The organism is Kitasatospora sp. MBT66 (assembly GCF_000710405.2).
GTDB classification, from domain to species: domain Bacteria; phylum Actinomycetota; class Actinomycetes; order Streptomycetales; family Streptomycetaceae; genus Kitasatospora; species Kitasatospora purpeofusca.
The window spans coordinates 53,309-54,686 of record NZ_JAIY01000008.1 but is presented as its reverse complement, the minus strand read 5'-3'; the positions used below and the strand labels follow the sequence as shown (position 1 = coordinate 54,686).

At 77.1% G+C, this 1,378-nt stretch carries 1 protein-coding gene and 1 pseudogene; one reads left to right on the top strand and one right to left on the bottom strand.

The annotated features are described in order from the left end of the window. Positions 1-23: 23 nt before the first annotated feature. Positions 24-563 carry an SHOCT domain-containing protein gene (locus BI06_RS21420; RefSeq protein WP_030393343.1) on the bottom strand — a complete coding sequence of 180 codons (540 nt, stop codon included), beginning with the start codon at positions 561-563 and terminating at the stop codon, positions 24-26. Positions 564-642: 79 nt separating this feature from the next. Between BI06_RS21420 and BI06_RS51025 the strand changes: the two are divergent. Then, a pseudogene (locus BI06_RS51025) lies at positions 643-1,378 on the top strand (protein tyrosine kinase); the annotation flags it as partial.

The window sequence follows — 1,378 nt, the reverse complement described above, 5'->3', positions numbered from 1 at the left end:
TCGGGGCGGGGGTGCCCGTTCGGTCAGCCGATGAGGCGCTGTTTGGCGCGGGTGAACTCCTCGGCGGTGAGGGCGCCGGCGGTGTGCAGGGCGGCCAGCCGCTCCAACTGGTCGAGCAGGTCGGCGCCGGTGGAGGCGGGGGCCGCGGGGGCGGCGGCGACCGGCTCCTTCCGCGAGCCCTCGCGGGCCAGCCGGGCGGCGGCCCGGATCTGCTCGGCGAACACCTCGGCCTTGACCACGTCCTCGAAGCGGTGCGAGCCGGTCAGCGCGACCACGAGCAGTACCTCGCCGTTGATCCGGGTCCTGGTGACGGTCGCGTCGGTGACCGCCGGGAGCGGAACCGGGACCGGGGGCTTGCCGTCCTTGAGGAAGAGCAGCCGGTGGGTGGTCAGGACCAGGACGCCCTTGCGGAAGTGGTCGGGGTGGCGTCCCGCCGTGGAGGCGATCGGCTTCTCGTCGGGGGCGACGTTCGCCTCGACCGTCCGCAGGGTCGCGGCCCGCTGGTCACTGCTGCTGTTGCCGGCCACGTCGAAGGCCGTGTCGATGAGATCGCTCCAGTCCATGGACCGAGGGTAATCCGGGGGACCCGGGCGGTGCCTTCCGCGGGCAACTAGGCTTGGCGGCGAGCGGAGAGGAACACGCATGCGAGCGGGCCCGGGGCAGGTGCTGGCGGGGCGTTATCGGCTGACGGACCACCTGGAGGCGCTGGGCGCGTTCGCCGCGGACGAGCGGACCGGTGACGTCGTGCGGATGCGCGCGCTGGAGCTGCCGACGGTGCTGATCGGGGATCAGGAGCCGGAAGGCCCGGTCGCGGAGCCGGGGGAGCGGCTGGTGCGGCGGGTGGCGGCGGTCGGCGCCGCGGCGCCCCGGCACGCCCGACTGCTGCAGGGCGCCGGGGCGTTCGTCGAGGGCGACCTGCTGTGGACGGTCGAGGAACGGCCCGCCGGACTGCCGTTGGACGCGCTGCTCGGGGCCGGCCCGCTGCCGCCGTACCGGGCGGCGGAGGTGGCGGCGGACCTCGCCGGGGCGCTGCGGGCGCTGCACGGGGCGGGCCTGGTGCACGGCAACGTGACGGCCGCCTCGGTGCTGGTCGGCGAGGACGGCGCGGCCCTGCTGGGCGGGCTGCTCCCCGGGGTGGCCGAGGAGGCGCTGGCCGAGGAGCTGGGCGGTCCGGGCGGGCGGCGGCGGTACGAGGTGCGGGCCGCGCTGGTCGGGCCGGTGGCCGAGCGGTGGCCGCTGGACGGCGGCCCGGCCGGCGACTGCTGGGCGCTCGGGGTGCTGCTGCACCGGATGGCGACCGGGCGGGCGCCGTACCCGGAGAGCGGGGTGCCGGAGCTGGTGACGGCGGTGCGGGAGGGCCGGCGGGTCCCCGCCGAGG

Excerpts from the sequence above, each read along its gene's own strand:
- BI06_RS21420 (WP_030393343.1), bottom strand. The coding sequence starts at position 563 with ATGGACTGGAGCGATCTCATCGACACGGCCTTCGACGTGGCCGGCAAC.